This is a genomic window from Alicyclobacillus contaminans DSM 17975 (assembly GCF_000429525.1).
In the GTDB taxonomy this organism is placed as follows: domain Bacteria; phylum Bacillota; class Bacilli; order Alicyclobacillales; family Alicyclobacillaceae; genus Alicyclobacillus_A; species Alicyclobacillus_A contaminans.
Map to the genome: position 1 here is coordinate 1 of NZ_AUCA01000085.1, position 3869 is coordinate 3869.

The window sequence follows — 3869 nt, forward strand, 5'->3', positions numbered from 1 at the left end:
GGCCACCAAGGAACAGGCCGAATCCATCATGGAGCGTGACCGACAACTGGTCGCGGAAAATGAACGACTGAAGCGCGAGAAGAACCCCGAGCCAAAAGTGATTGAGAAAGTCGTCGAAGTGGTTCCGCAAAAGGTTCAGGAGCAACTGGAATGGGATCAGATGGTCATCAACAACGCGAAGGCTGACATAGAGAAGCTTCGAAAGGAGATTGAAGCTCTCAAGCTTCAGCAAACAGATGACTTTGACCCGGAGCAGGCAAAAATCAAGCGGCAAAAACTGCAGATGGAAGCAGACATCAGCACGTTACAACTCAAGGTCTATATCACCGAGTTTCTGAAGCGTGTTGGGGTCATTGCCTTCATGGATGGCGCATTGGCCGCTGCAGACCCCGCCGTCAAAAGACAACTCACGGAAAGCATCAAAAGCCTTGAAGCATACCTGGCAAAGGTGAAATCAGCGCTCAACTCACGAATCGTCGTAGAGGATGCGCAATACAGGGAGGTTTAGTCCATGTCGATTCAAGAGCAAAAGATCATCCCCATGTTGGAGTTGTCAGTTCGCAACCAGCAGGAAACTTCAAATGCACTTTCGATGATGCTGGAGGCGGTGAAACAGATGGCTTCTGCGGCTGAGCAGGCATCTCTGACCGCCCAAGAGGCACGCGCCGAAGCTCAAACAGCAGTAACGGAAGTTCGTGAGATTGCCGATGAGGTCCGCAACTCGGTTTGGTTGTTCCCAGCAGAGAGTAATGAACTGCATGATGCGGTGCGTGAGCGTTCGATTGAACTGGCGAAGATGAACCAGGTTTCGGAGGAACGATTCACTGAAACCGTCGGCAAGATTCGTCGGAGAATCTGGAGCAATCTCAAGAAACGATACGGGGTCGCCAAATACATCTACATCCCACATAGCCAGTACACCGATGCCATGGACTTTGTGCAGAACTTCTCGTTGGTGGATTAGGAGGCGGACCATGTTTTACCTGAAAACGGAACACGACGGGAAACCAATACAGGTCGACATATACGACGACGAGATTTACACCCGCTGTTCAAACTGCGGAAAAGAGTTCCAGGTAGATACAGAGCTTCTCCGGCAAGTTTTGAGCGATGGTGGCGACTTTGCTTCCACATCTTTGAGTTGTTGCGATGCAGAGAGGCCGGAACTGGTCAGAGTCAAGTAAAAGCGGGTGAGATCGGATGAGACGCACACCGCTCAAGCGCTACACGCCACTTCGGTCTCGCAGACCGAGACGGAAGACGGCAAAGCGGACGACGTACACCAAAGAACTGCGCGAGTACATCCGGGAACGGGATGAGTATTGCAGAGTCTGCGGTGGCCGTGGAGACCAGGTTCATCACGTAATTCCGAGAGGCAGGTTCAAGGTTCATCCTGAGCGCTACACCTTCAGTGACGTACATGACGAGCGCAACCTGATGTGGATTTGCTGGCGGTGCCATAACTGGGCCCATCACAGTGAGGCAAACCTGCAAGCAGTGATTGCGCTGCAAGAGCAACGATTCGGTCCGCTCCGCAAGGCGGCATGAGGAGGTGAGAAGGATGGATGAGCAGCGTGTTCGGGAGACGGTTGATGACGAAGCCAAATCATTTGATGCACTCAAGGCACTTGAAAAGCAGATCAACCGTCTCATGTTGCTGTCAACTCGTGTTTCAGAATCGCATGCCATTCAAGTTCATGAACAGATAACCCGTTGTCTTGAATTGCATGCGAAGCTTACAGGTCATCTACGAAAGTAACTTGGCTACCTTCACATTCTCCAATGGTCTTGTATATCTCGGTGAATGCCTTACAAAGCGTTTTGATGTCTTCGTCAGATGTATGCTTACCGATCACGAGTGACCCTTGTCCGATGAGTGCTGTAACGATGTTGGTCACAGCTTCAAGTTTATCCAATGCCGTCACCTCCTCTCAGGAGTGTCCGACCTACCGACCAGGTAGTCTATCGAGACATCAAAGAAGTCGGCGAGTTTGATAAGAACTTCAGCATCGGGCAAGCGACCGGACTCGTAGAACTGAATTGCTCGGGTATGGAGCCCGACCTCTTCGGCCAGTCGCTTTTGAGTCAAGGATCTTTCTTTTCGCAGTTGCAAGAGACGTTCTTGAAAGGTCGCCATAATGAACTCCAACTCTTGACACGTACATTTGTGCGTGTATAATCAAACCATAGCGTACAATTGTACGTGTTCAGATTGAGGTGGTGAAAGATGAACCAAAACGCACTTAGGGCCGCGCGTAAGCGCAAAGGTCTAACTCAGCAACAGGTTGCAGATCGGTTAGGTATCACTCTCCGCTCGTACCAGCACTACGAATACGGAGAGAGAACACCCCCATTAGCGAAGGCGATGGAACTGGCTAAGTTGCTGGATGTCGATATTTACGACCTCGCTGGACGTAATTCTACACCAAAGGACGGAACCGCGTAAACAACGACGAGGACGGTGAAACAGATGGGGCAAGCGTCCAAGCTGTCCGAGCATAGGGTAGCGCAGGAGGAGATGCCTGTGGCTACTGTCACCAGAGTTATCGGCAACACCACTATCACCGTCGTTGCCAAATCGGACTGGATCCTGATGACTCCTGAAGAACGAGGCGAGTGGTTCCGCAAGAAGCTGGAGGATGGCGATCCGATATGTTGGGCGCTAGTGGATACGGCCAACAGGATACTCACCGCGCCGAAATCGTCAGATTGACGCAGACATCTTCGCAGTCAACAGACAACTCATCCACCAAGTCAGCCAATACCTCTTGCAAGTGGTCGAGGATGAGTGCGACGCGGTGGGACGGCTGGTAGTCGGCAGAATGGCGGACAACGCGGGTGAGTTCCATTGCAATCGCTCCTTTGGGGTGATTGGGGGCTACGGCCCCGGGGAGAACTTGGACGAGCTTGAGAGGAGGTGAGGGGTGTGGTTGGACGGTGCATCACATTGCGGATTCCGGATGGCTTTTGGTTCGGGTACACCGAAGTTCTGCTTCCGTTGAGCATCCAATGGGACGGAACACAACCGGAGAGCGTTCAACGAGCGGACCGCCTGTTGGAACTTGGCCATCGCTTTCGTGGTGATGTTGCTTGATACCGCCCCGGCGCGGGGATGCGTAATCCGGCGGCGGATGGTGAGAGGAGGTGTAGAGAGGATGAAGCGGGGACGGAAACGCAACGTGGTGGCAGTCATACTGCGCGATGCCTTGGGGTTGACCCAGGAGGAAGCAGCAGCCCGGGCGCGAGTGGATCGCAGCGTCATCAGTCGGCTAGAGAGTGGCCAGGTCGAGAATGAAAGCCTCTTGTTCGAACTACTCGAGGTTTACGGCGGCCAAGTGCTTATCGACCGAGTGATAGAGCTTCTCCGGCGCGCCCGGGATTGGATGGACACCTTTGAGGTGAATCGGCGCAACCCGCTGCTCTATGCCTGAAGAGTAACACGAGGATTGATCACATGCCGTGCAGATTTTTCACAAAACGTGCGAGGAGGGATTGAGCGTGGCGGAGGCCCTGAGAAATGAAAGCGACCCCTGCTGTGGTGGAGCACAACAGGAGTCCGTCAACACAAAAATCGTCAGTCACGAGTATACCGGGACAGTCCAGGCAGTGCAACCCTGCCCGAGTTGCGGAGAGTTGGACCACCCGGACGCGATGTTCCCGGTGCTCTACGAAGGGGAAACCCAGCTGCTCTGCCAGCGCTGCGTGGACTGGGAGTGCCACACCTGCATCCGATGCGGCCGGACGGTGCACCGCGCGGATGCGGAGCCAGTGGATTGGGACCGATACCGCTGTCAGCCGTGTCACGAGCGGGTTATGGCAGCAGCGTACGCGAGGGCGTATGTGGAGGAAAGCCGAGACGATATGCGGAG

The 3869-nt window shown here is 53.8% G+C and carries 13 protein-coding genes; 10 read left to right on the top strand and 3 right to left on the bottom strand.

The genetic code is table 11. The features are described from left to right. From G463_RS0116990 to G463_RS23050, 5 genes are all read left to right on the top strand, one after another. A partial coding sequence (locus G463_RS0116990) for a hypothetical protein (RefSeq protein ID WP_026976088.1) occupies positions 1-508 on the top strand: 508 nt, incomplete at its 5' end. A 3-nt stretch (positions 509-511) separates the two neighbouring features. After that, positions 512-964, top strand: a complete 453-nt coding sequence (locus tag G463_RS22020; RefSeq protein ID WP_051322412.1) for an ORF6C domain-containing protein — start codon at positions 512-514, stop codon at positions 962-964. Between the two features lie 10 nt (positions 965-974). Further along, positions 975-1184 carry a hypothetical protein gene (locus G463_RS0117000; RefSeq protein ID WP_026976089.1) on the top strand — a complete coding sequence of 70 codons (210 nt, stop codon included), beginning with the start codon at positions 975-977 and terminating at the stop codon, positions 1182-1184. Between the two features lie 16 nt (positions 1185-1200). Continuing rightward, on the top strand, positions 1201-1548 hold the full coding sequence (locus G463_RS23045; protein WP_156900287.1) for an HNH endonuclease signature motif containing protein: 348 nt from the start codon (positions 1201-1203) through the stop codon (positions 1546-1548). A gap of 13 nt (positions 1549-1561) precedes the next feature. Further along, entirely contained in the window at positions 1562-1759 is a 198-nt protein-coding gene (locus G463_RS23050; RefSeq protein WP_156900288.1) for a hypothetical protein, read from the top strand. On the opposite strand, the gene G463_RS0117005 is transcribed toward G463_RS23050, so the two are convergent. Next, positions 1737-1916 (bottom strand): hypothetical protein, encoded by a 180-nt coding sequence (locus G463_RS0117005; RefSeq protein WP_026976090.1) that lies wholly within the window; start codon positions 1914-1916, stop codon positions 1737-1739. The genes G463_RS23050 and G463_RS0117005 overlap by 23 nt on opposite strands. 5 nt (positions 1917-1921) lie before the next feature. Continuing rightward, positions 1922-2137 (bottom strand): helix-turn-helix domain-containing protein, encoded by a 216-nt coding sequence (locus tag G463_RS0117010; RefSeq protein ID WP_026976091.1) that lies wholly within the window; start codon positions 2135-2137, stop codon positions 1922-1924. 90 nt (positions 2138-2227) lie between these two features. On the opposite strand from G463_RS0117010, the gene G463_RS21205 reads away from it, so the two are divergent. Further along, entirely contained in the window at positions 2228-2446 is a 219-nt protein-coding gene (locus tag G463_RS21205) for a helix-turn-helix transcriptional regulator (protein ID WP_035487970.1), read from the top strand. A gap of 78 nt (positions 2447-2524) precedes the next feature. Beyond that, a complete protein-coding gene (locus tag G463_RS0117020) occupies positions 2525-2713 on the top strand; it encodes a hypothetical protein (protein ID WP_245575945.1) in 189 nt (62 codons plus the stop codon). On the opposite strand, the gene G463_RS23055 is transcribed toward G463_RS0117020, so the two are convergent. Continuing rightward, positions 2688-2849: a hypothetical protein gene (locus G463_RS23055; RefSeq protein WP_156900289.1), complete on the bottom strand. Its 162-nt coding sequence runs from the start codon at positions 2847-2849 to the stop codon at positions 2688-2690. The genes G463_RS0117020 and G463_RS23055 overlap by 26 nt on opposite strands. Positions 2850-2926: 77 nt before the next feature. On the opposite strand from G463_RS23055, the gene G463_RS23060 reads away from it, so the two are divergent. The 3 genes from G463_RS23060 to G463_RS23370 all read left to right on the top strand — a co-directional run. Next, positions 2927-3094 (top strand): hypothetical protein, encoded by a 168-nt coding sequence (locus G463_RS23060; RefSeq protein WP_156900290.1) that lies wholly within the window; start codon positions 2927-2929, stop codon positions 3092-3094. 61 nt (positions 3095-3155) lie between these two features. Beyond that, on the top strand, positions 3156-3431 hold the full coding sequence (locus G463_RS0117035) for a helix-turn-helix domain-containing protein (protein ID WP_026976093.1): 276 nt from the start codon (positions 3156-3158) through the stop codon (positions 3429-3431). A 67-nt stretch (positions 3432-3498) separates the two neighbouring features. Continuing rightward, a partial coding sequence (locus G463_RS23370; protein ID WP_026976094.1) for a hypothetical protein occupies positions 3499-3869 on the top strand: 371 nt, incomplete at its 3' end.

Excerpts from the sequence above, each read along its gene's own strand:
- G463_RS22020 (WP_051322412.1), top strand. The coding sequence starts at position 512 with ATGTCGATTCAAGAGCAAAAGATCATCCCCATGTTGGAGTTGTCAGTT.
- G463_RS0117000 (WP_026976089.1), top strand. The coding sequence starts at position 975 with ATGTTTTACCTGAAAACGGAACACGACGGGAAACCAATACAGGTCGAC.
- G463_RS23045 (WP_156900287.1), top strand. The coding sequence starts at position 1,201 with ATGAGACGCACACCGCTCAAGCGCTACACGCCACTTCGGTCTCGCAGA.
- G463_RS23050 (WP_156900288.1), top strand. The coding sequence starts at position 1,562 with ATGGATGAGCAGCGTGTTCGGGAGACGGTTGATGACGAAGCCAAATCA.
- G463_RS0117010 (WP_026976091.1), bottom strand. The coding sequence starts at position 2,137 with ATGGCGACCTTTCAAGAACGTCTCTTGCAACTGCGAAAAGAAAGATCC.
- G463_RS21205 (WP_035487970.1), top strand. The coding sequence starts at position 2,228 with ATGAACCAAAACGCACTTAGGGCCGCGCGTAAGCGCAAAGGTCTAACT.
- G463_RS23055 (WP_156900289.1), bottom strand. The coding sequence starts at position 2,849 with ATGGAACTCACCCGCGTTGTCCGCCATTCTGCCGACTACCAGCCGTCC.
- G463_RS0117035 (WP_026976093.1), top strand. The coding sequence starts at position 3,156 with ATGAAGCGGGGACGGAAACGCAACGTGGTGGCAGTCATACTGCGCGAT.